23 protein-coding genes are annotated in these 23776 nt (G+C 48.8%); 21 read left to right on the top strand and 2 right to left on the bottom strand.

What is annotated here, in order from left to right; all coding sequences use genetic code 11:
* Nucleotides 1-277: 277 nt before the first annotated feature.
* Together K0036_RS10660 and K0036_RS10655 are read left to right on the top strand one after the other, a co-directional pair.
* The gene (locus K0036_RS10660; protein ID WP_025643311.1) at nucleotides 278-1807 is read left to right on the top strand and encodes a sodium:solute symporter family transporter; all 1530 of its coding nucleotides are present in this window, start codon (nucleotides 278-280) and stop codon (nucleotides 1805-1807) included.
* Nucleotides 1808-1965: 158 nt separating this feature from the next.
* Nucleotides 1966-3954: a 2-isopropylmalate synthase gene (locus K0036_RS10655; RefSeq protein WP_025643312.1), complete on the top strand. Its 1989-nt coding sequence runs from the start codon at nucleotides 1966-1968 to the stop codon at nucleotides 3952-3954.
* Nucleotides 3955-4052: 98 nt separating this feature from the next.
* Here the strand turns inward: K0036_RS10655 and K0036_RS10650 are convergent, their stop codons facing one another.
* Nucleotides 4053-5408, bottom strand: a complete 1356-nt coding sequence (locus K0036_RS10650; protein WP_025643313.1) for a peptide MFS transporter — start codon at nucleotides 5406-5408, stop codon at nucleotides 4053-4055.
* A gap of 249 nt (nucleotides 5409-5657) precedes the next feature.
* Between K0036_RS10650 and K0036_RS10645 the strand changes: the two genes are divergently transcribed.
* The 18 genes from K0036_RS10645 (at nucleotide 5658) to K0036_RS10560 (ending at nucleotide 22227) form a co-directional block, all read left to right on the top strand.
* Entirely contained in the window at nucleotides 5658-7097 is a 1440-nt protein-coding gene (locus K0036_RS10645; RefSeq protein WP_025643314.1) for an acyl-CoA carboxylase subunit beta, read from the top strand.
* Nucleotides 7098-7111: 14 nt separating this feature from the next.
* Nucleotides 7112-7888, top strand: coding sequence for an OadG family transporter subunit (locus tag K0036_RS10640; RefSeq protein WP_025643315.1), 777 nt, complete (start codon nucleotides 7112-7114; stop codon nucleotides 7886-7888).
* Between the two features lie 22 nt (nucleotides 7889-7910).
* Nucleotides 7911-8288, top strand: a complete 378-nt coding sequence (locus K0036_RS10635) for a biotin/lipoyl-containing protein (RefSeq protein ID WP_025643316.1) — start codon at nucleotides 7911-7913, stop codon at nucleotides 8286-8288.
* 45 nt (nucleotides 8289-8333) lie between these two features.
* Complete coding sequence (locus K0036_RS10630; RefSeq protein ID WP_025643317.1) at nucleotides 8334-9488, top strand: sodium ion-translocating decarboxylase subunit beta; 1155 nt, start codon at nucleotides 8334-8336, stop codon at nucleotides 9486-9488.
* Between the two features lie 30 nt (nucleotides 9489-9518).
* On the top strand, nucleotides 9519-10934 hold the full coding sequence (locus K0036_RS10625) for an oxaloacetate decarboxylase subunit alpha (RefSeq protein WP_025643318.1): 1416 nt from the start codon (nucleotides 9519-9521) through the stop codon (nucleotides 10932-10934).
* Nucleotides 10935-11093: 159 nt separating this feature from the next.
* Nucleotides 11094-12026 carry a MurR/RpiR family transcriptional regulator gene (locus K0036_RS10620; protein WP_025643319.1) on the top strand — a complete coding sequence of 311 codons (933 nt, stop codon included), beginning with the start codon at nucleotides 11094-11096 and terminating at the stop codon, nucleotides 12024-12026.
* Complete coding sequence (locus K0036_RS10615) at nucleotides 12019-13248, top strand: NAD(P)/FAD-dependent oxidoreductase (RefSeq protein ID WP_025643320.1); 1230 nt, start codon at nucleotides 12019-12021, stop codon at nucleotides 13246-13248. The genes K0036_RS10620 and K0036_RS10615 overlap by 8 nt, the downstream gene beginning before the upstream one ends.
* A gap of 20 nt (nucleotides 13249-13268) precedes the next feature.
* Nucleotides 13269-13925 (top strand): (d)CMP kinase, encoded by a 657-nt coding sequence (gene cmk, locus K0036_RS10610; RefSeq protein ID WP_025643321.1) that lies wholly within the window; start codon nucleotides 13269-13271, stop codon nucleotides 13923-13925.
* A 24-nt stretch (nucleotides 13926-13949) separates the two neighbouring features.
* Complete coding sequence (ispH, locus tag K0036_RS10605) at nucleotides 13950-14807, top strand: 4-hydroxy-3-methylbut-2-enyl diphosphate reductase (RefSeq protein ID WP_025643322.1); 858 nt, start codon at nucleotides 13950-13952, stop codon at nucleotides 14805-14807.
* Nucleotides 14788-15909 (top strand): 30S ribosomal protein S1, encoded by a 1122-nt coding sequence (gene rpsA, locus K0036_RS10600; RefSeq protein WP_025643323.1) that lies wholly within the window; start codon nucleotides 14788-14790, stop codon nucleotides 15907-15909. Before ispH ends, rpsA begins: the two co-directional genes overlap by 20 nt.
* 181 nt (nucleotides 15910-16090) lie before the next feature.
* Nucleotides 16091-17413, top strand: coding sequence for an electron transport complex subunit RsxC (gene rsxC / locus K0036_RS10595; RefSeq protein ID WP_025643324.1), 1323 nt, complete (start codon nucleotides 16091-16093; stop codon nucleotides 17411-17413).
* 32 nt (nucleotides 17414-17445) lie between these two features.
* On the top strand, nucleotides 17446-18396 hold the full coding sequence (locus tag K0036_RS10590) for an RnfABCDGE type electron transport complex subunit D (protein WP_081702041.1): 951 nt from the start codon (nucleotides 17446-17448) through the stop codon (nucleotides 18394-18396).
* Entirely contained in the window at nucleotides 18396-18974 is a 579-nt protein-coding gene (locus K0036_RS10585) for an RnfABCDGE type electron transport complex subunit G (protein ID WP_173694513.1), read from the top strand. Before K0036_RS10590 ends, K0036_RS10585 begins: the two co-directional genes overlap by 1 nt.
* Nucleotides 18975-18986: 12 nt before the next feature.
* Complete coding sequence (gene rsxE, locus K0036_RS10580; RefSeq protein WP_025643326.1) at nucleotides 18987-19712, top strand: electron transport complex subunit RsxE; 726 nt, start codon at nucleotides 18987-18989, stop codon at nucleotides 19710-19712.
* Nucleotides 19713-19725: 13 nt separating this feature from the next.
* Entirely contained in the window at nucleotides 19726-20301 is a 576-nt protein-coding gene (gene rsxA / locus K0036_RS10575; RefSeq protein WP_004606727.1) for an electron transport complex subunit RsxA, read from the top strand.
* Between the two features lie 13 nt (nucleotides 20302-20314).
* Nucleotides 20315-21106: an RnfABCDGE type electron transport complex subunit B gene (locus K0036_RS10570; RefSeq protein WP_220429695.1), complete on the top strand. Its 792-nt coding sequence runs from the start codon at nucleotides 20315-20317 to the stop codon at nucleotides 21104-21106.
* 25 nt (nucleotides 21107-21131) lie between these two features.
* Nucleotides 21132-21596, top strand: coding sequence for a DUF2752 domain-containing protein (locus K0036_RS10565; protein ID WP_173694511.1), 465 nt, complete (start codon nucleotides 21132-21134; stop codon nucleotides 21594-21596).
* Between the two features lie 61 nt (nucleotides 21597-21657).
* Nucleotides 21658-22227, top strand: coding sequence for a hypothetical protein (locus tag K0036_RS10560; protein ID WP_244095258.1), 570 nt, complete (start codon nucleotides 21658-21660; stop codon nucleotides 22225-22227).
* 49 nt (nucleotides 22228-22276) lie between these two features.
* Here K0036_RS10560 and K0036_RS10555 read toward each other — a convergent pair whose 3' ends face one another.
* Nucleotides 22277-23263: an FAD:protein FMN transferase gene (locus K0036_RS10555; RefSeq protein WP_025643330.1), complete on the bottom strand. Its 987-nt coding sequence runs from the start codon at nucleotides 23261-23263 to the stop codon at nucleotides 22277-22279.
* 138 nt (nucleotides 23264-23401) lie between these two features.
* Here K0036_RS10555 and K0036_RS10550 point away from each other — a divergent pair, with 138 nt between their 5' ends.
* Entirely contained in the window at nucleotides 23402-23773 is a 372-nt protein-coding gene (locus K0036_RS10550; protein WP_029466433.1) for a NusG domain II-containing protein, read from the top strand.
* Nucleotides 23774-23776: the final 3 nt, after the last annotated feature.

Below are 23776 nucleotides of genomic sequence, written 5' to 3'. Positions count from 1 at the left end.
TATTTTTAGTAACAAAGTTTAAGGCTTGTTCGACGAAAACAGGCTGGAGCGCATCCTCCTAAGACCTGACATCTACATCCTCCATGAAATTCTATTGGGGAAATCTGCGGGGAATATAGTTGAGAGTTTTATTGAGGAAATCTGATGAGGTTTTGTGAATTTGGTATTGACAGGGGGATGAGGGTGTGGTATTCTAAGTAGGCATTAAACTTTAACGCTTTAAAGCGCAACGGTTTAAAGCGACGAATAGACTGAAATGAAAGGCGAGGGAAAGATTATGGGTATTAAGTTGACGCTGCTGATTGTATTTTTTGTTGTTATGGTGGCAGTAGGGCTTTATTCAAGGAAGCATGCAAGAAGCGTAGACGGATTCGTGCTGGGAGGGCGTTCTGTTGGGCCGTGGCTCACAGCATTTGCTTATGGGACCTCATATTTCTCTGCAGTTGTGTTTGTCGGATATGCCGGACAGTTTGGATGGAAGTATGGCTTGGCATCTACCTGGATCGGGATTGGGAATGCCGTGCTGGGGAGTCTGCTGGCGTGGGTCGTGCTGGGGCGCCGTACCAAGGTTATGAGCCAGCATCTGAAGTCTAAGACGATGCCAGACTTCTTCGGCGAAAGATATGGAAGCAAGGCGCTTAAAATTATGGCGTCTGCCATCGTATTCGTGTTCCTGGTGCCTTACACGGCATCTATCTATAACGGGCTCTCCAGATTATTTGAGATGGCCTTTGACATACCTTATACATACTGCGTAGTGGTGATGGCCGTATTTACAGGGATCTATGTAATTCTTGGAGGATACATGGCTACGGCGATCAACGATTTTATACAAGGAATCATCATGCTGATTGGCATTGTGGCTGTGATTGCCGCCGTGCTTAGCGGGCAGGGAGGCTTCATTGAGGCGGTAAGGAAGATGGCAGAACTTCCCAGCGATGTTCCGGTCACCATGGGACAGCCGGGGGCATTTACTTCTTTCTTCGGACCAGATCCTCTGAACCTGCTTGGCGTGGTAATCCTTACTTCCCTGGGTACCTGGGGACTTCCTCAGATGATCGGGAAATTCTATGCCATTAAGGACGAGAAGGCGATCAATACCGGAACGGTGATCTCGACTCTATTTGCCTGCGTGGTCGCCGGCGGAAGCTACTTTCTGGGGGGATTCGGACGCCTGTTTGACGGTAAGGCGATCTATGATGAGACGGGGAATGTGGTGTTTGACAGGATCATCCCGCATATGCTGTCATCCCTGCCGGATATTCTGATCGGCATCGTCGTGGTGCTGGTGCTGTCGGCTTCGATGTCCACTCTGGCATCTCTGGTACTGACGTCCAGTTCTACGCTTACGCTGGACTTCCTGAAGGATAATGTGATGAAGGATATGAGCGAGAAGAAGCAGGTGCGGACCATGCAGGTGCTGATCGTATTCTTTATCGTTGTTTCTGTAGTGATCGCATTAGATCCGCCGACCTTTATCGCCCAGTTGATGGGAATCTCCTGGGGGGCTTTGGCAGGCGCGTTCCTTGCGCCGTTCCTGTACGGACTGTACTGGAGGGGCGTGACAAAGGCTGCAGTATGGGCCAGCTTTATTGCTGGTGTAGGCATTACCGTATCCAACATGTTCTTCCACTATATTGCATCCCCGATCAATGCAGGAGCCATCGCTATGATCGCAGGACTGGTGGTAGTGCCGGTAGTCAGCGTGGTAACGCCAAAGCTTAAGAAGGAGCGGGTAGAGGATATCTTCAGCTGCTACGAAGAGAAGGTAACCATTACAAAGAAACGTTCGCTGGAAGCTAATTAAGCAGCAGAGGGAAAATAGAATAAAATAGATCAAGGAAAGTGATTAATAATGTCACTTTCCTTTTTCTTATTCATATGTTAGGATAAGGGAGTATTAAAAAACGACAATAAAATTGATGATTATTATTCGAAATTATGATAGAAGGAGAGGAAAATCACATGGAAAATTATCAGAAGTATGAGAAATCGTATTTTATGCCTCCAGTTGCTACTTACGACTGGGCAAGGAAGGACTCTATAGAGAAGCCGCCGATCTGGTGCAGCGTAGACTTGCGGGATGGCAACCAGGCCTTGATAGAGCCAATGAGCCTGGAAGAAAAACTGGAGTTTTTCCAGCTGCTGGTGGATATCGGATTTAAGGAGATCGAAGTGGGATTCCCGGCTGCGTCCGAGACGGAGTACCAGTTTATGCGCACGTTGATCGAAAAGAACATGATACCGGATGATGTGACGGTACAGGTACTTACGCAGGCGAGAGAGCATATTATCAAGAAGACCTTTGAAGCGGTCAAGGGAGCGCCACATGCGGTCATCCATTTATATAACTCCACATCCGTTGCTCAGAGAGAGCAGGTATTTAAAAAGAGCAAAGAAGAGATTAAGAAGATCGCGGTGGACGGCGCGAAACTGCTGCTGGAACTTGCATCCGAGACGGATGGGAACTTCACTTTCCAGTACAGCCCGGAGAGTTTCCCGGGTACGGAAGTCGACTATGCGGTGGATGTCTGCAATGCGGTGCTGGATGTATGGAAGCCCACGGCAGATAACAAGGCGATCATCAACATTCCGACGACGGTGGAGAATGCGATGCCGCATGTGTTTGCCTGCCAGCTGGAATATGTGGATAAGAACCTGAATTACCGCGATAACGTGATTCTCTGCCTGCACCCGCATAATGACAGGGGCTGCGGCGTCGCGACTGCGGAACTTGGCATTCTGGCAGGGGCGGACCGGATCGAAGGCACTTTGTTCGGCAACGGCGAACGGACCGGAAACGTGGATATCGTAACGCTGGCTCTTAATATGTATTCCCACGGCGTAGATCCCGGGCTTGATTTTTCGGATATGAAACGCATCCGGGAGACCTATGAACGGCTGACCCGCATGCATGTATATGAACGGCAGCCTTATGCGGGGGACTTGGTATTTACCGCATTCTCCGGCTCCCACCAGGATGCCATCGCCAAGGGGATGGCATGGAGAGAGGAGAAGCAGCGTGACAAATGGACGGTTCCGTATCTTCCGATCGATCCGCAGGATGTGGGAAGAAAATACGATTCCGACGTCATCCGTATTAACAGCCAGTCTGGAAAAGGCGGCGTAAACTACATCCTGAAGCAGAGCCATGGAATCAATCTCCCGCAGCAGATGCGCGAGGAGGTAGGATATCTTGTAAAAGATGTATCCGACAAGGCGCATAAGGAACTAACTCCAGAATGGGTATACCAGATATTCTCTGATAATTACATTAATACGAAGCCGGTGTTCCACATTGATGAATGTCACTTCCAGCAGCTGGATGGCATTACGGCGGAAGTTACGATCAACCATGGAGGGGAGAGCAGAGCCATCACTGCCATGGGAAATGGACGCCTGGACGCAGTAAGCAACGCCATCAAGCAGTACTTTAATATCAGTTATGAACTGACATTCTACGAGGAACACTCTTTGACAAAAGGTTCTTCCTCCAAGGCAGTAGCCTATGTGGGCATTATCTGCAAAGGCAAGACCTTCTGGGGAGTAGGAATCGATGCCGATATTATTCGGGCATCCATTGAAGCGCTGATCGTGGCGGTGAATAAGATCGAGGAGATTGGAAATGCAGATGCCTGCAGGGATGCGAGAATGATTGAGATCATGAACTATATCCAGGCAAATTATATTGACATTACCCTGGATGACCTTGCGGAGAAGTTCTTCCTGTCAAAGCCATATCTGTCAAAATACATCAAGGAAAAATCAGGAATGACATTTGGCGAATTGGTCAAGAAGATCCGGATGAAGAAGGCGAAAGCATTGTTAAAGAGCAGCAACATGACGGTAGAGAATATCGCGCTGTCCGTGGGCTACCAGAACGTAGAACATTTTAACCGCCTGTTTAAGAAGGCGTACAATATGACTCCGATGCAATTCAGGAATCAGAAGTAGAAGAAATGAAAAGGCCGGGGAGCGGCTGGCTGATTTTCGGAAGAATATCAGTCTGCAGCCCCAACGGCCTTTTTGTGTCTGCTGATTTGAAATACACCCTATTCTGCCTTAGCCAGCTGATCGAGCCTGCTGCTTAACAGCCAGAGGATGATTCCCATCACAATGACGACGGCAGCCACGATCCCATAACCGATCTGGAAGGGAACGGTCTTAAGGTACGCATAGAGCTTCGGATAGATCAGCGTCGCGAAAAATACGGCAATTGGCCAGAACCCGAGAAGCGCGCCCATGACTTTGGCCGGAGCCAGCATGGTGATAAAGGAATTCCCAAGAGGCGAGAATACCATCTCTCCGATGGACATCAGAAGGGATACCAGAACGATCCACAGAAGGGAGCACTGGCCATCGCCTCTTACGATGTCCGCGCAGACCATGACTACGAAAGCAACGCCTACGAGGATCATGCCGATCGCTGTTTTTTTGAACATGCTGATGTCTCCTTGCGGGCGAATGGCCATCCTGGCCCACAGAAGGGCAAAGACCGGACCCAGTACGATGCAGGTCAGGGCATTTACGGAGTCGAACCAGGAGGTAGGAACGTGGAAGGAGCCAATCATCCAGTTGGCGTGGTTGAGGAAATTCTCGCCGTTTCCCCAGCCAAAGTAGTAGTAGGCGGGCATATATGCCATATACCAGACGATCCAGAAAACGACGGAGAACAAGGTCACAAGAATGATGGCGGCAATGCGCTTCTTGTCCCCGGAAGTCAAGGGCTTGTTTTCTTCTGCTTCTTTCTTGCCCTTGCTTACGAACTGGCGCTGGTCGTTCTTAAATGGCTTTTTCCCCGCATTGCCTAAAAAGCGCTGGTTGGAGATAAACCAGATGGCATCTGCAAATAGAAAGATGGCGCACAGAAGAAATACAAAATTAAAGCTAAATCCAAACGTTACCGGCAGGATGGCGATAAACGTCGTGCCGATGAACGATCCGATATTCACGAATGAATATTGGATAGAAAAGGCGCTGTTGAGTTCATCCTTATCCTCGAACAGCAGTCCGTTTACGCCGGATAGGTTCCCTTTAAAGAGTCCCGTGCCTATGGACACGAGTATGATCATCATCCATACCAGGAACATAGAATCAGCTCTCCAGGTGCATAGATAGCCCAGTCCCATCAGGATCATGCCGGCGGCAACGCAAATTCTCGGGCTAAGCCAGTAATCCGCCACATATCCGCCAATGACAGGCGTGATATAAGTGAAGGCCACGAAGAGCGCAGCCACAAGGGAGGCATCTGCATCTGTAAGTCCCAGGCCGCCTCCAGCGGCATTGGTAGCAATCCAGATTGCCAGGAGATATTTGACTGTATAGAACGCGCAGCGTTCGAATGTAAAGCCTATGGCGCATACGTAGAAGCCAAAGGGGCGTTTCTTTTTGCTAACTGCAGTTTCCATTATTATCCTCCAAATCTGTAAGTGTTTTTGTGGGTCTAATATATTTTGGGATAAACACGGGAAATATATACGGTTCTGGCGAAAAGTTGCGGAGAAAGAGGAACGTCAATTTTTTAACAAAAAATAAGCAATAACTATTGCAGTTTCTTATAAAAATAGATATAATATAATTGGCAAAAATTTGGTTTTACTTTTAAAATTTTTGGTAAAAACCTATTTAAAATATGTAAGAAAATGGAGGGCTAGACTATGGGCAACATGGCAACAGAAAATGCAGCAGGCGCAAGAATCAGTTCTTTGCTTGATGCAGGCAGCTTTGTTGAGATCGGCGGGGCAGTAACTGCCAGAAATACGGATTTCAACATGCAACAAAAAGAAACTCCGGCTGACGGCGTAATAACCGGCTATGGAGTGATTGATGGGAATTTGGTGTATGTGTACAGCCAGGATGCATCCGTATTAGGCGGTGCGATGGGCGAGATGCATGCTAAGAAGATTGCGAATATCTACGATATGGCAATGAAGATGGGTGCGCCAGTGATAGGCCTTGTTGATTGTGCCGGCTTCAGGCTCCAGGAAGCGACGGATGCGCTGGAGGCTTTTGGAAGCCTCTATCTGAAGCAGACCATGGCTTCAGGCGTGATTCCGCAGATTACAGCGATTTTTGGCAACTGTGGAGGAGGACTCTCCGTGGTTCCGGCACTGTCTGATTTTACCTTCATGGAAAAAGGCGCAGGAAAGCTATTCGTGAATTCGCCCAATGCGATTCCCGGCAATACGGCTGCTAAGCTGGACACGTCTTCTGCAGAATTCCAGAGCGAGAAGTCTGGCCTTGTAGATGAGATCGGATCAGAGGAGGAGATTCTTGAGAGTATTCGCTCCCTGGTCTGCATGCTGCCATGTAATAATGAAGAAGATGCGTCTTATGATGAATGCGCGGATGACTTGAACCGTGTCTGCGAAGGGATCGAGAATGCAGCTGAGGATACGGCGATTGCCTTGACACAGATATCCGACAGCCAGATCTTCTTCGAGGCAAAGAAGCACTATGCAAAAGATATGGTCACCGGCTTCATCCGTCTGAACGGCATGACGGTGGGCGCTGTGGCAAACCGTTCAAAAGTATATAACGAAGAGGCAGAAGTCGTAGAAGAGTTTGACGGCTCCCTGTCTGCGAAAGGAGCAGAGAAGGCCGCTGACTTTATTACATTCTGCGATGCCTTCAATATTCCGGTACTTACCCTTACCAACGTGTCTGGATTCAAGGCAGGCAAGTACGAAGAAAAGCACCTGGCCAAAGATACGGCAAGACTTGCGTACGCGTTTGCCAATGCGACGGTCCCGAAGGTAAACGTCATCATCGGAAAAGCCTACGGTAGCGCATATGTAGCCATGAACAGCAAGTCTATCGGAGCGGACATGGTATATGCATGGCCGGATGCCGAGATTGGCATGATGGAAGCCTCTCTTGCGGCCAAGATCATGTATGCGGATTCCGATGCAGACACGATCAAGGAAAAAGCGGCAGAATATAAAGAATTGCAGTCAAGCCCATTATCTGCAGCAAGAAGAGGATATGTGGACACCATCATCGAGCCGGCGGATACGAGAAAATATGTAATCGGAGCATTCGAGATGTTGTTCACAAAAAGAGAAGACCGTCCGATGAAAAAGCATGGTACGGTTTAGAGAGGTGAGGCAAAGTGAGGAAAAAAATTAGCTTATTACTCTGTGTACTTGCAGCAATGCTCTGCTTTACCGCATGCGGAAGCAGCAAAGAGGCGGTTGAATATGATGAAGCCAGCATGGAACAAGTGACAGAATTCTTGATTGAATATTGCTCCAATGCCGATGATGCCATGATGGAGCAGTGGAGCGACATGTCTGAGTTCAACATGAACCTGCAGCTGACGCAGGCAGGCCTTCCGATCGAGCCGGGGAGTTTTATCTCCACCATGGATGCATGGAAGGCTGCTGTGAAGGAATGCGGCGATTATGTGAGCCATGGCGACTATACCTATGAGGCTTCCGGCAAGGAAGTAAAGGTATCTACAGAGGCAGAGTTCAAAGACCGTGACGCGACGATCACGTTCGTATTTGACGATAGGCTGTATCTGGACAGCATGACCGTCGATGCCGAATATACGACGGGCGAGATATTGGAAAAAGCAGGACTTAATACGGTGCTTGGAATGGGAACAGTGTTTGTGGTATTGATTTTCATTTCGCTGATTATCTCCTTATTCAGATTTATCCCTGCGATTGAAAATGCATTCAAGAGAAAACCGGCAGCGGAGATGAAAAAGGAAAGCGTGCCTGCAAAAGAACCGGCAGCGAAAGAGGCACAGGTTTCTGAAACAGATGATACAGAGTTGATTGCGGTGATTTCAGCAGCGATCGCAGCAGCGGAAGGCACCAGCACGGATGGATTCATTGTGCGAAGCATCAGACGCCGTCCATCGAATAAATGGAATTCATAATGTAAACAGGAGGATTAGAAAGATGAAAAATTATACAATCACAGTTAATGGCAACGTATATGATGTAACCGTAGAGGAAAAGGGAGCAGGAGCAGCACCACAAGCGCCAAGAGCGGCAGCACCTGCCACAGCGCCTAAGGCAGCGCCAGCAGCTCCAAAGGCAGCGGCACCTGCGGCAGGAGCAGGCTCTATCCAGGTAAAGGCAGGAGCTGCCGGCAAAGTATTCAAGCTGGAAGCAAGCGTTGGACAGAGTGTAAAGAAGGGCGACGCAGTCGTAATTATTGAAGCAATGAAAATGGAAATCCCAGTTGTGGCACCGGAAGACGGAACGGTAGCAAGCATTGATGTAGCTGTAGGAGATGCAGTAGAATCAGGCGCAGTATTGGCTACTTTAAACTAGGACATAGTCTGGCTATGTCTAACTAACACGACTGGAGGTTAAAAAATGGAATATATAACAACAACATTAGGAAACCTCGTGCATCAGACAGCATTTTTCAGTCTTACATGGGGCAATGTAATTATGATTGCAGTTGCATGCTTTTTCCTATACCTGGCAATCAGACATGGGTTTGAACCTCTGCTCCTGGTACCAATTGCGTTTGGTATGCTGCTCGTAAATATCTATCCGGATATTATGCTGCATGCGGAAGATGCAGCCAATGGAACCGGCGGACTTCTCTACTACTTCTATCTTCTGGATGAGTGGTCGATCCTTCCGTCCTTGATCTTCCTTGGCGTAGGCGCTATGACAGACTTCGGGCCTCTGATTGCGAATCCTAAGAGCTTCCTTCTGGGAGCGGCAGCGCAGTTTGGAATCTTTGCCGCTTACCTTGGGGCAATGTGGATGGGATTCTCAGATAAAGCGGCAGCGGCGATCTCCATCATAGGAGGAGCGGACGGGCCGACATCCATCTTCCTGGCCGGAAAACTTCAGCAGACGGCGATATTAGGACCAATCGCGGTTGCGGCATATTCCTATATGTCGCTAGTCCCGATTATCCAGCCGCCGATCATGAAGCTTCTGACGACGGAAAAAGAACGGAAGATTAAGATGGAGCAGTTAAGGCCTGTTTCCAAGCTGGAACGAATCCTCTTCCCGATCATCGTTACGATCGTGGTATGCGCAATCCTTCCTACGACGGCTCCGCTGGTAGGCATGCTGATGCTTGGCAACCTGTTCCGCGAGTCTGGAGTAGTAAGGCAGCTTACCGAGACGGCATCCAATGCATTGATGTATATCGTAGTAATCTTGCTGGGAACCTCTGTAGGCGCGACCACAAGCGCGGAGGCATTCCTTAATCTGGACACGCTCAAGATCGTGGCCCTGGGACTTGCAGCATTTATATTCGGAACAGCTGCCGGGGTATTGTTCGGAAAACTGATGTGTTTCTTTACTCATGGAAAGGTAAACCCGCTGATCGGCTCAGCAGGCGTATCTGCGGTTCCGATGGCAGCCAGGGTATCCCAGAAGGTGGGAGCGGAGGCAGATCCGACCAACTTCCTTCTGATGCATGCGATGGGGCCAAATGTGGCGGGCGTTATCGGCACGGCAGTTGCGGCCGGTACATTCATGGCGATCTTTGGCGTAGGCATATAAATGTAAAGTTGAATATTAGGAGGATATAAAATGGCAGAAATAGAGAAAAAACCGGTAAAGATTACAGAAACCGTCCTGCGTGACGCGCATCAGTCATTGATCGCCACACGTATGACTACCGAGCAGATGCTACCCATCGTGGATAAGATGGACAAGGTAGGATATCATGCGGTAGAGTGCTGGGGCGGCGCTACTTTTGACGCATCCCTTCGCTTCCTGAAGGAAGATCCATGGGACAGACTCCGCAAGTTCCGCGACGGATTCAAGAATACGAAGCTGCAGATGCTTTTCCGTGGGCAGAATATTCTGGGCTACCGTCCATACGCGGATGACGTGGTAGAATATTTTGTTCAGAAATCCGTAGCGAACGGAATTGATATCATCCGTATCTTTGACTGTATGAATGATATCCGCAACCTGCAGACGGCCGTCAGCGCGGCAAACAAGGAAAAGGCCGAGGCCCAGGTCGCTATGTCCTACACCCTTGGAGACGCCTACACCCTGGATTACTGGGTTGACCTTGCCAAGAGAATCGAGGATATGGGTGCCAATTCTATCTGTGTAAAAGATATGGCAGGCCTCCTGTGTCCATACCAGGCAACCGAACTGGTGACGGCGCTTAAGGGAGCGGTGGATATTCCGATCGAGATGCATACCCACTATACGTCAGGCGTAGGGGCAATGACCTACATGAAAGCAATCGAGGCGGGCGCAGACATCATCGATACGGCCATGTCTCCATTTGCAATGGGAACGAGCCAGCCGGCAACGGAAGTTATGGTAGAGACCTTTAAGGGAACGCCATACGATACGGGCCTTGACCAGAATCTGCTGTCAGAGATCGCAGACTACTTCCGCCCGATCCGTGATCAGGCGCTGGAAAGCGGCCTTCTGAATCCAAAGAATATGGGCGTTAATATCAAGACGCTGCTTTACCAGGTTCCTGGAGGAATGCTCTCCAACCTGACCTCACAGTTAAAGGAGCAGGGAGCGGAAGACAAGTTCTACGATGTGCTGGAAGAAGTGCCAAGAGTAAGAAAAGACTTGGGCGAGCCGCCGCTCGTCACTCCGTCATCCCAGATCGTTGGAACGCAGGCCGTATTCAATGTGCTGATGGGCGAGAGATATAAGATGGCAACCAAAGAGACAAAAGACGTATTAAGCGGAAAATATGGCGCGACAGCCAAGCCGTTCAATGAAGAGGTCAGGGAGAAGGTACTTGGCAAAGATGCGGAAATCATTACCTGCCGTCCAGCAGACCTGATTCCAGATGAATTAGACACCTTGCGCAAAGAGTGCGAGCAGTGGATCCAGCAGGATGAGGACGTGCTGACCTACGCGCTGTTCCCGCAGGTGGCGACAGACTTCTTTAAATACAGGGAAGCACAGCAGACAAAAGTGGATCAGACCATAGCGGATACGAAGAATGGCAGCTATCCAGTTTAGACAAGCGTAAAGCCAGGCCCGGGAGATAGTCACTGATAACAGTCCCTACCTCCCGGGCTTATATTATTGCAGGGTGGACAACTCATGAATTTACTTGAATATCCCGGAATTAGGATATATAATGGAAACAATGTTAATTTGAGAAGAGGAATATGCTATATGGGAAGCAAGAATGAGTTGTTGAAGAAAATAGATGAAGGCTATCCGAAGTTCAGCAAGGGCCAGAAAAAACTGGCAGACTTTATTCGGGAAGACTACGACAAGGCTGCTTTTTTGACGGCGGCCAGGATGGGAGAGGAAGTAGGCGTCAGCGAATCTACCGTAGTCCGTTTTGCCACTGCCCTCGGATATGATGGGTATCCTGGCTTTCAGAAGGCTCTGGGTGAACTGGTCCGCACGAAGCTGAATTCCATCCAGCGCATGGAAGTTACCTATGGCAGGATCAGCCAGGGAGAGATCCTTACATCCGTCCTGCAGTCGGATATTGAGAAGATCAAGATGACCATGGCATCCATTGATCATGAAGTGTTTGAACTTGCGGTGGATACCATTCTCAATGCCAGAAGGATCTATGTGATCGGCATCAGAAGCTGCGCCCCGCTGGCTAATTTCCTGTGTTTTTACCTGAATCTGGTCTGCGGGAACGTGACAGTAGTCAATACCAATGGATCCAGCGAGATATTCGAGCAGATTATCCGAATCAGCGAGGAGGATGTTATTATCGGAATCAGTTTTCCGAGGTATTCCATGCGGACGCTGAAAGCGCTGGAATTTGCCAGCAACCGCAAGGCCAAGGTCATTACCTTGACGGACAGCGTGCATTCTCCCATCACTTTATATTCCTCCTGCAATCTGATCGCCAGAAGCGATATGGCATCCATCGTAGACTCTCTGGTTGCTCCACTGAGCGTGGTGAATGCCTTGGTAGTCGCGCTGTGCATGAAAAAGCAGAAGGAAGTCATCTCTACGCTTGAGACCCTTGAGCAGATATGGGATGAATATCAGGTGTACAGCAAGGATGAACTTAATATGGTGAATGATAAGGTTGAATTATCCGTCCCCGGCGAGCAGGAGGATGAAGAAGATGAGTAAGGTCTTGATTGTAGGAGGAGGCGCGGCAGGCATGTTTGCTTCCATTGCGGCTGCAAGAGGCGGCCATGAAGTGCTGGTCTTTGAGAAAAATGAGAAACTGGGCAAGAAACTCTTCATTACGGGGAAGGGAAGATGCAATATTACCAATGCATGCGATATGGATATTCTATTTTCATCGGTTGTCAGCAATTCCAAGTTCCTGTATAGTAGTTTTTACGGATATAGCAACCAGGATGTCATCGATTTCTTTGAAGAACTGGGCGTTCGGACTAAGATTGAGCGCGGCGAGAGGGTGTTCCCCGCGTCAGACCATTCTTCTGATGTCATCAGGGCCATGGAGAAGGAGATGAGACGTCTTGGCGTGAAGACAGAACTGCATGCCGAAGTGACAGCCGTCCGGTCCGTGGAAGGAAGGTTTGACCATATCGAACTGTCCGGAGGCAGGAAGGTGTCGGGAGATGCCTGCATCGTTGCTACAGGAGGCCTGTCCTACCAGTCCACCGGTTCAACGGGAGACGGCTATCGTTTTGCGAAGGAAAACGGTCACGGAATTACGGAATGCATGCCTTCCCTCGTGCCAATGGAGATTAATGAGCCGTGGATATCCAGCCTCCAGGGCCTGTCCCTCAGAAATGTGACGGTCACCTTATATCAGGGCGGAAAGGATGTCTACCAGGAATTTGGGGAAATGCTGTTCACCCATTATGGGGTCAGCGGTCCCATTATCATCAGCGCCAGCAGTTATGTCGGCAAGAAGTTAAAGGAACAAAACTTGCGCCTGGAGATTGATCTAAAGCCGGCGCTAGATGAAGATCAGCTGGATCACAGAGTGCTCAGGGACTTTGAAGAGAACGCCAATAAACAGTTTAAGAACGCGTTAGGCAGGCTGTTTCCGTCCAAATTGATTCCTGTTATGATACAATTAAGCGGAATTGACCCGGAGAAAAAGGTAAACGTCATTTCCAAAGAAGAACGGCGTGCCTTCGTACATCTGATCAAGCATCTGCCGATGACAGTGACCGGGCTTCGCGGCTACAATGAGGCGATTATCACGAAAGGCGGCATCCGCACCAGGGAGGTTGACCCTGGGACCATGGAGTCAAAGCAGGTAAAAGGCCTGTACTTTGCAGGCGAGGTGCTGGATCTGGATGCGCTTACCGGAGGGTTCAACCTGCAGATCGCGTGGTCTACCGCATATGCGGCAGGAAGCAGTATAAAGTAAAAGAAGCGAGGAGAGATACAATGGGTTATAATGTTGCGATTGATGGTCCGGCAGGGGCAGGAAAGAGCACCATCGCCAAACTTGTGGCAAAGGAGAAGGGCTATATCTATGTTGATACAGGGGCTATGTACCGGGGAATGGCGATTCATTTCCTCGACAAGGGCATCCGGGCGGAAGAGACGGATAAGATCGTGAATGCCTTGAAAGACGCAGAGGTTACGATCCGTTATGAAGAGGGCCTCCAGCAAGTCTACCTGAACGGCAGGAATATTACGGACAGGCTCAGGGAGGAAGCGGTTGGCAAGATGGCGTCCCTGACCTCGGCGATCCCCCAGGTCCGCCAGAAACTGCTGGAACTGCAGAAAGGCCTTGCCCGCACGCAGGATGTGATCATGGACGGCAGGGATATCGGTACTTGCGTTCTTCCGGATGCGGATGTAAAGATATACCTGACAGCCAGCGTGGAGACAAGGGCAAAGCGTCGTTACGACGAATTGACAGAAAAGGGCGTTGCCTGCGATCTGAATGAGATCGCACGGGACATCAAAGAGCGGGATGAGAGAGATTCTACCAGGGAAATCGCCCCGCTTAAGCAGGCAGAGGATGCGGTGCTGGTCGACAGTTCCCATATGACGATAGAAGAAGTGGTTGCGGCCATCGTGAAACTGTGCAGATAAGCATAGATGAGAAGAGGATGAAGGATGAAGATTGAGTTGGCAAAGACCGCAGGATTCTGCTTCGGCGTAAGGCGGGCAGTTGAGACGGTATATGAACAGGTAAAACTCCATCAGGGTGAGAAGATCTACACCTATGGACCGATCATCCATAATGAAGAGGTGATCAAGGATCTGAGGCGCCAGGGCGTGGAAGTCATCGGTTCGGAAGAAGAACTGGAAGAACTCGAAGAAGGAGTCGTGATCATCCGCTCCCACGGAGTCCCCAAGGCCATATGCGATAAACTGGAAGAGAAGGGCTTAGACTGCGTGGATGCTACCTGCCCCTTCGTAAAGAAAATCCATAATATCGTGGCCGAAGAAAGTCAGAAAGGATCGCACATTGTCATCATCGGCAATAGCGAGCATCCGGAGGTGGAGGGCATCAAAGGCTGGGCAGGAGATGACGTGACGGTTATCCAGACAGCAGAAGATGCGCAGCATTTTCGGCCCCCGGATACAGCCCGGAGAATATGCGTAGTCTCCCAGACGACATTTAATTACAATAAATTCAAAGATTTAGTTGAAATAATCACAAAAAAAGAGTATGATATAATTGTTTTAAATACGATTTGCAATGCGACCAAAGAAAGGCAGGAAGAAGCCCGTCAGATTGCAGAGAGAGTAGATGCTATGATTGTCATCGGAGATAAGCGTAGTTCAAATACTCAGAAGTTATTTGAAATTTGCGGAAAGGCATGTTTGAATACGTACTATATACAGACACTTGACGATTTTGATATGAATCAATTAAGGTCCGTGGAAACAGTAGGTATTACAGCAGGGGCATCCACGCCCAACAATATAATTGAGGAGGTTCAAAATAATGTCAGAATTAACTTTTGAACAAATGTTAGAAGAGTCTTTTAAGACAATAAGGAATGGAGAGGTCGTAGATGGTACGGTCATCGATGTAAAGCCCGATGAAATCATCTTAAATATAGGGTACAAGGCAGATGGCATCATCACAAGAAGCGAATACACCAATGAGGCCAATGCAGATTTGACCACAATGGTTTCCGTAGGCGATGAGATGACTGCCAAAGTCCTGAAAGTTAACGATGGCGAAGGTCAGGTGCTGTTGACGTATAAGAGACTTGCGGCTGAAAAAGGCAATGAGAGGCTGAAAGAGGCGTATGAGAATCACGAGGTGCTCAAAGCGCCTGTTGCGCAGATTCTTGGCGGCGGATTAAGCGTAGTGATTGATGAAGCAAGAGTATTCATCCCTGCGAGCCTTGTGTCGGATACTTATGAGAAGGATCTGAGCAAATACCAGGATCAGGAGATCGAGTTTGTCATCAGCGAATTCAATCCTAGAAGAAACCGGGTGATCGGCGATAGAAGACAGCTTCTTGTGGCTGAGCGCGCTGAGAAGCAGAAAGAGTTGTTTGCAAGGCTTCAGGTTGGAGACAGAATGGAAGGAACTGTTAAGAATGTAACAGACTTCGGCGCATTTATCGACCTTGGCGGAGTTGACGGACTGCTTCATATCTCTGAGATGTCCTGGGGACGTGTTGAGAATCCAAAGAAGGTATTCCAGGTTGGCGAGAAGGTAGAGGTTCTGATCAAAGATATCAATGATACGAAGATCGCTTTGAGCCTGAAGTTCCCGGAGACGAATCCATGGGCGAATGCTGCGGATGATTTCGCGGTAGGCAAAGTCATTGAAGGAAAGGTAGCAAGGATGACAGACTTTGGCGCGTTTGTAGAGTTAGCGCCAGGCGTGGACGCCCTGCTTCATGTTTCTCAGATCTCCAAGGCTCATGTAGATAAGCCATCAGACGTATTGTCCGTAGGCCAGGTGATCACAGCGAAGATCGTAGACCTGAACGAGTCAGAGAAGAAGATCAGCCTGAGCATGAAAGCGTTAGAGCCGGCGAATGATGAGAAGGCACAGCCGGGCACAGAAAGCGTGGAAGAAGTTGCAGAAGAGGATTCAGCAGAATAGGCAAAAGGTCGAACATAATAGAAGATAGGAGATAGAGGCCCGGTGGCCTCTATCTTTTATGTGTTAAAAATTCGACAAGATGTTCGTGGAAATATACAAAAATTTGCCCGATATCCACTGGATAAACTGGGCATTTTCATGTATAGTATATAAAGAGTAAAAAGGAAGGAAGGAAAAAGGGATGGCATTGTTAACATTTAAGGGTGGCATCCACCCGGATGACGGCAAAAGCCTGGCAAAAGACAAGGCGATTGTCGAAGTAAAACCCAAAGGGGATTTGGTGTATCCAGTTTCCCAGCACATCGGTGCACCGGCGAACCCGGTTGTGGCTGTTGGCGACCGCGTCTTAAAGGGCCAGATGATAGCAGAAGCCGGAGGATTCGTGTCCGCACCTATCTATGCGTCGGTTTCAGGTACAGTGAAAGCGATCGCACCACATTTAAATCCGACAGGAGGAACCGTTAACAGTATCGTAATCGAGAATGACGGTGAATATGAGGAAGTTGAGTATCCTGCCGTTAAGCCTCTGGATGAGATGAGCAAGGAAGAGATACTTAATATCATCGGAAATGCCGGAGTTGTTGGTATGGGTGGCGCAGGTTTCCCGACAAGAGTAAAACTGTCACCAAAAGAACCAGAGAAGATTGATTATATTATTGCAAACTGCGCGGAATGCGAGCCGTATATCACGGCAGACTACAGAACTATTATGGAGACGCCCGAGAAGCTTGTGGGCGGAATGAAGATTGTCCTGAAGCTATTTGATAATGCGAAGGGCATTTTTGGCGTAGAAGATAATAAACCAGATTGCATTGAGAAATTAAAAGAATTGACGAAAGACGAGCCTCGCATGGAAGTACTTGCGCTTAAGACCAAGTACCCGCAGGGAGGCGAGCGTCAGCTCATCTACGCGACTACGGGCAGGGCAATCAACTCAGCCATGCTTCCTGCGGACGCAGGATGCGTTGTAGACAACGTTGCGACGATGGTGAGCATCTATCAGGCGGTAGTGGAAGGAAAGCCGTCTATGGAGCGCGTGGTTACCGTCAGCGGCAACGCAGTGAACGAGCCAGGAAACTTCAGGGTTCCATTCGGAATGAATCAGGCAGAATTGGTAGAGGCTGCAGGCGGATTTAAGACTGAGCCGGAAAAACTGATATCAGGCGGACCGATGATGGGCTTTGCCATGTTTACGCTGGATGTGCCGGTTACAAAGACTTCATCCTCCATTCTTGGATTTACCAAAGATGAAGTGGCGCAGTTCGAGCCTTCCGCATGCATCAACTGCGGACGCTGCGTAGATGCCTGTCCAAGCAGGCTGATTCCGTCAAGGCTTGCAGATTACGCGGAGCACCACAATGAGGAAGCATTTACTTCCCATGAAGGACTGGAATGTATGGAATGTGGTTCTTGCAGTTTCGTATGTCCTGCAAAACGTCAGTTGAAACAGGCAATTGGCTCAATGAGAAAGATTGCGATGGCAAACCGCAAGAAGAAAAAATAAATAAGAGAGAAAAGAGGAAGAGGTGAACAAACGTGAGTGAAAACAAATTGAAAGTGTCATCTTCACCACATATACGTTCCAAAGTTACCACAGGAAATATCATGCTTATGGTAACCATTGCACTGTTGCCGGCTTCTGCCTTTGGTGTATGGAACTTTGGACTGCCGGCCCTTGTCATGCTGCTTAGCACGACTATATCCGCAGTTCTGACTGAATACATATATGAAAAATTAATGCATAAGAAGGTTACGATCAATGATTTCAGTGCTGTCGTAACCGGCTTGCTGCTGGGACTTAATATGCCTGCATCCGCTCCGTGGTGGATGGGCGCATTGGGAAGCGTATTTGGCATCCTGATCGTAAAGCAGCTGTTCGGAGGACTGGGACAGAACTTCATGAACCCGGCTCTTGGAGCAAGATGCTTCCTGCTGATTTCATTTACAGGACCAATGACGAAGTTTATCTATGACGGCGTCAGCGGACCTACTCCATTAGCACTTCTGAAAGACGGCGAGACCGTTGATACGATGAATATGCTGATTGGAAAGATTCCAGGAACTATCGGCGAGACTTCTGTCATTGCTATTATTATCGGAGCGATCTTCCTGATCCTTGTAGGAGCCATCGATCTTCGGATTCCGGGAACCTATATTGTCACATTCGTGATCTTCGTAGGCATCTTTGGCCACTTCACCAAGGCTGGCGTGGGATTCTTCGATCCTCAGTACATCACCGCTCACCTGTGCGGAGGCGGACTGATGCTTGGCGCATGGTTCATGGCTACTGATTATGTCACATCGCCGATTACGAAGAAGGGACAGTATGTATACGGAGCCCTGCTGGGTATACTGACCGGATTGTTCCGTCTCTTTGGCGGCTCTGCGGAAGGCGTATCTTATGCAATCATCATCAGTAACCTTTTTGTACCGTTGATTGAAAGGGTTACTCTTCCAAAACCATTTGGTAAAGGAGGAGAGAAATAATGAATAAGATTATTAAGAATACGGTCATTCTGACTTTAATTACTTTAATTGCAGGAATCTGTCTGGGCGCGGTCTATGAGATCACGAAGGAGCCTATCGCCCAGGCCCAGGATGCTGCCAAGAAAGAAGCATGGCAGCAAGTATTTCCGGATGCAGACGCAAATGATTTTGAACTCATCGACGTAGACCAGAAGGCTGCCGACAAGGCAATCAAAGATCTGGGCGTAAAGGCCACCATCGATGAAGTCTGCACAGTAGGAGAGGAAGGCTATGTCGTTACCGTAACAGATAAGGAAGGCTATGGCGGCGACATCAAGATCACGGTAGGCATTACAGCCGATGGTACGATCAATGGAATCTCCATTCTGTCTATCACTGAGACCGCGGGTCTTGGAATGAGAGCGACGGAGCCGGCTTTCTATGAGCAGTACCAGGGAAAACAGGCTGAAAAATTTGTAGTATCCAAAGACGGCGGGGACGGAGAGCCGATTGATGCGCTGAGCGGAGCGACGATCACATCAAGAGCGGTAACCGGAGCGGTAAACGCTGCCTTAGGCTATTACCAGAATGCGTTTTAGGGGGTAGTTAAGATGAATAGATGTACCGAAAGAGTTTATAACGGTTTAGTAAAAGAGAATCCTACCTTCGTCCTGATGCTGGGCATGTGTCCTACGCTTGCCGTAACAACATCCGCTATCAATGGCCTGGGTATGGGTCTTTCTACAACAGTCGTATTAGTATTATCTAATATGCTGATCGCCATGCTGCGCAAGATTATTCCGGATTCCCTGAGAATCCCGGCTTTCATCGTAGTCGTGGCATCATTCGTAACAATTGTACAATTCTTGCTGGAAGGTTTTGTCCCAAGCCTTTATGATGCTTTGGGAATCTACATTCCTTTGATTGTTGTTAACTGTATTATTCTGGGACGTGCGGAGAGCTACGCTTCCAAGAATCCGGTTCTGCCATCCATCTTTGACGGCATTGGCATGGGCCTTGGATTTACGGTAGGCCTTACAGCGATCGGTATCGTGCGTGAATTAATCGGATCCGGCAAGATCTTCGGATACCAGCTGATTCCGCTGGCTGACGAAGCGGCTGGCAAGGCCGGCTATGTCCCGGTTACGATCTTTATCCTTGCGCCTGGCGCTTTCCTTGTGCTTGCAGGACTTACAGCCCTTCAGAACAAGGTGAAGAATAATGCGGCTAAGAAGGGCAAGAAAGTAACAGAGGCAGCGTCATGCGGAGAAGGATGCGCTTCATGCAGCAACGGCGCATGCAGCGGGAAGGTCTTCCCGACAGGAAACGAAGAGTAGGAGGAGTACATAGATGAAAGAATTATTGATTATTGCAATAGGATCAGCTCTTGTTAATAACGTCGTACTCAGCCAGTTCCTGGGAATCTGTCCATTCCTTGGCGTTTCCAAAAAGGTTGAGACTGCATCCGGTATGGGTGGCGCAGTTATCTTCGTTATTACGATCGCGTCCTTTATTGCAGGACTGATTTATAAGTTTATACTGATACCGCTGCATTTCGAATATCTGCAGACCATCGTATTTATTCTGGTCATTGCGGCGCTGGTTCAGTTTGTAGAAATGTTTTTAAAGAAAGCCATGCCGGCCTTATATAATGCGCTGGGCGTGTATCTGCCTTTGATCACGACCAACTGCGCGGTGCTCGGCGTTGCGCTTACCAATGTACAGAAGGAATATTCCATTGCCCAGGGCGTAATCAACGGTATTGGAACATCTGCCGGATTCGCGCTTGCGATCGTTATCCTGGCAGGTCTTCGCGAGAAGATGGAATACAACGATGTGACTGAGTCTTTCCAGGGAACCCCGATCGTGCTGATCACGGCAAGCCTTATGGCAATCGCGTTCTTTGGATTCTCAGGACTGATATAGGAGGGAGCAGGCTATGAGTATAACAGGTATTATTATTGCTGCTGCAATCGTAGGCGGCACCGGATTATTCATTGGTGTGTTCCTTGGAATTGCAGGCAAGAAATTTGCAGTAGAAGTAGATGAAAGAGAAGAGGCAATCCTCGGCGTTCTTCCAGGGAATAACTGCGGCGGCTGCGGCTACGCAGGATGCTCCGGACTAGCTGCGGCGATCGTCAAAGGCGAGGCAGAGGTTGGCGGATGTCCGGTAGGAGGCGCTCCGGTGGCTGCAAAGATTGGCGAGATTATGGGCCAGGAAGCAGGAGAGCAGGTTCACCAGGTTGCATTCGTTAAATGCGCGGGCACTTGTGACAAGGCACAGCAGGAATACGAGTATCACGGGCTGGGAGACTGTATTATGGCAAACATGATGCAGGACGGCGGACCGAAGGCTTGTAATTATGGATGTCTTGGAGAAGGAAACTGCGTAAAGGCATGTCCGTTTGACGCGATTCATGTGGTAGACGGCGTTGCCGTGGTAGATAAAGAAGCATGCAAGGCCTGCGGCAAGTGTATCGCCGTATGCCCGAAGCATCTGATCGAGCTGGTTCCGTACGACCAGAAGCATCTGGTACAGTGCAGTTCCAAGGATAAGGGCAAGGATGTCATGAAGGCATGCTCAGTGGGATGTATCGGATGCAAGATGTGCGAGAAGGTCTGCGAGTTTGACGCGGTCAAAGTGGTAGACAATATTGCGCATATTGATCCTGAGAAATGTACGAACTGCGGCGCATGCGCACAGAAATGTCCAAAGAAGATCATATTATAAGATATATAATAAAGGCGTATATCGGATGAAACGTACTCTAAAGCAAATAATGCGCGATGCGTATGCATTGCTGTGGAACGATATCAAGCAGGCAAAATGGGTGATTATTTTCATAATCGCCTATTTTGCGTTCATGAAAAACTTTTTATACAGCACGTGCCCATCCGTGCTGCTGACAGGATATCCCTGCCCTGCGTGCGGCATGACCCGGGCGGCCTTCTGCCTGCTCAGGATGGATTTTAAAGGGGCTTTTTCCATCCACCCTTTCATCTATGCGGTGGTGGCGTACATGGCAGCCTTTGCGGTAAACCGGTATATTCTGCAAAGAAAAATGGGCAGGATTCTTAGACTGGCGCTGGCAGGGATCATGGCAGGCATGATCCTCTATTATGTATGGAGAATGATCCTGTATTTCCCCGACAATCCGCCTATGAGCTATTATTCCCGCAATCTGCTGAATATGGCGCGCAGCCTCCTTACGCATGAATAGATTGCAATTCGCATCTTGCCGTGGTAGAATATCAATGAATAGCAATAAGGAGGATATTACAATGGAAAACAACTTTGACAATACGCCAGATAATAATGATATGCCAAAAGACACTTACAGCGATCCAAATGCGGGCCAGCAGTATACGGATCCGAATGCAGGCCAGACTAATACAGAGGCGGGCGCAGGCCAGTCCTATACAGACCCGAATGCAGGCCAGTCTTATACAGATGCCAATGCAGGCCAGCAGTACTATGGCAATGCGAATCAGAATCAGCAGTATAACTACCAGCAGTACCAGAATGGAACCGGCCAGCAGGGCGGCTATAACTATCAGGATAATTACAATTATAATGTGGGAAATAATACCGGATATAACAGAACCTATGACACTGGCATGGATACCAGCCCAATGTCTTTGGGAGACTGGGTACTTACCATACTTGCCCTGTGCATACCATGCGCAGGCATCGTGCTATATTTTGTATGGGCGTTCGGGAAGAACGGCAATGTAAACCGCAGGAACTATTGCCGTGCCTCCTTGATCATTACAGGCGTGGTAGTGGTCATTTACATCATCTTTATGGTGATATTCGGCGTTGCCGCCTTCAGTTCGGTGGGTTACTACTAAATAAACGAATCCCCTCGGTTCATTTGAACAGAGGGGATTTTTAACGTTCTTATTGATTATTCTGAAAATTCTTTGAATAGTGGATCTGATTGTCATTCGTGATAAATACGGCATCCACATTGTCCAGCTGATTGATCAGCTTCATGCCTCGATCGTAGCCGAGAAGAAAGCAGGTAGTGCTCAGAGCGTCGGCAGTCAGCGACGAGTCCGTCAGGATGGTCACGCTGTATAAGTTGTTCTCGCAAGGATATCCGGTATTGGGATCCAGGATATGGTGGTAGATCTTGCCGTCCGCTTTAAAGTAGCGCTGGTATATGCCGGAAGTTACCACGGATTTGTCCGAGATCTTGACGGAGGTTATAGGCTCTCCGGTCTCATCAAAGGGCTTCTGGATACCGATATTATAATCGGAGCCGTCCAGCTTGCTGCCCATGGCCAGCACATTTCCTCCCAGATTGATCATGGCGTGCCTGACGCCTTCCTCTTCCAGGTAATCTTTGATCCGGTCCGCAATATATCCTTTGGCGATCGCTCCCAGATCAATGCCCGCCTGCGGGTCGGCGAGCTTAACCGTATTATCCCGGATGATGATGTTTTCATAATTCACATGGCTTACCGCCTCTGCGATGGCTTCCGGGGAAGGGACAGAAGGAGTCTCGGCCTTGAAGTCCCAGAGGCTGGATACCGGGGCGATGGTGATATCGAAAGCGCCGTCCGACATCTCGCTGTAATAGATGCCCTTCTTAATCAGCTTGATGGTCTCCTTCGACACTTCTACGGGATTCCCGCCGGCAGAATTGATCCGGGAGATCTCGCTGTCTTCAATCTTGTTGGAGAACATGGAATCATACTTCTTGCAAAGCTTCTCGCAGCCTTTCAGAACGTCTTCATCTACGGAATCAAAGATCTGGACGCTGATGACGGTGTCAAACAGCGTGTCCGTATAGGTCTGGCTCCTTTCTCTGGGAAGCCCGGAGCATCCGGATAAGAGAAGAATGGATGCCGAAAGCAATGCGGTTAATCTTTTATATTTCATAAAGCACCTCTTATTCTATATAATTTCAGTCTCTGTTATTATAACATGAAAAACAGGATATGCAATCGAACATGTGGTTGAAGCAAAAGATTTGTTGTGTTAGAATAGAGCGTATAGAAATGAAGAAGGTAGGAGAGTATGAAGATTCATTTAAAGAAAAAAGACTGGATTCTGATCATTATCATCATATGTGTCGCGGGACTGGCATTCCTGGCCCATGAATTTATCGGAGGCAAGGGCGCAAGCCAGGTGACGATCAAGGTAAATGGCGAGATAGAAGGGACTTACAGCCTGTCAGAAGACAGGGAGATTAAGATTAATGACGGCAGCAACGTCCTCCAGATAAAGAACGGCAAGGCCAAGATGATCGAGGCCGACTGCCCGGATAAGCTGTGCATGCATCAGAAAGCGGTATCTAAGAACCATGAGAGCATCATCTGCCTGCCCAACAAGGTGGTTGTCGAGGTGGAAAGCAGCGAGAACAGCAAGTATGATGCGGTGACGAACTAAGGA

The sequence above is a fragment of the [Clostridium] scindens genome (assembly GCF_019597925.1).
Classification (GTDB): Bacteria; Bacillota; Clostridia; order Lachnospirales; family Lachnospiraceae; genus Clostridium_AP.
This window is presented reverse-complemented; position numbering and strand designations above follow the sequence as displayed.